General features: G+C 67.6%; 1 protein-coding gene. It reads left to right on the top strand.

All coding sequences use genetic code 11. The features are described 5' to 3' along the window. Positions 1-24: 24 nt before the first annotated feature. Positions 25-253, top strand: a 229-nt coding sequence (locus ACUN9Y_RS22390; RefSeq protein WP_445462939.1) for an Ig-like domain-containing protein, incomplete at its 3' end; no start/stop codon positions are given.

Below are 253 nucleotides of genomic sequence, written 5' to 3' on the forward strand. Positions count from 1 at the left end.
CCCGATGCCCCAACGAATGTCGTCGTGAGTGATGACGGAACCACCGTCAGCGGTAGCGGCGAACCCGGGGCCAGCGTCACCGTGACCGGCCCGGACGACACCGTGCTCGGACAGGGCACGGTGGGTGACGATGGCACGTTCAGCGTGGTGCTGGACGAGCCCCAGCTCGACGGCGAGGCCCTTGGCGTCACGCAAACCGACACCTCGGATAACGAATCCGCGCCGGCAAATGCCACGGCACCCGATGCTACCG

Source organism: Halomonas sp. V046 (assembly GCF_052645355.1).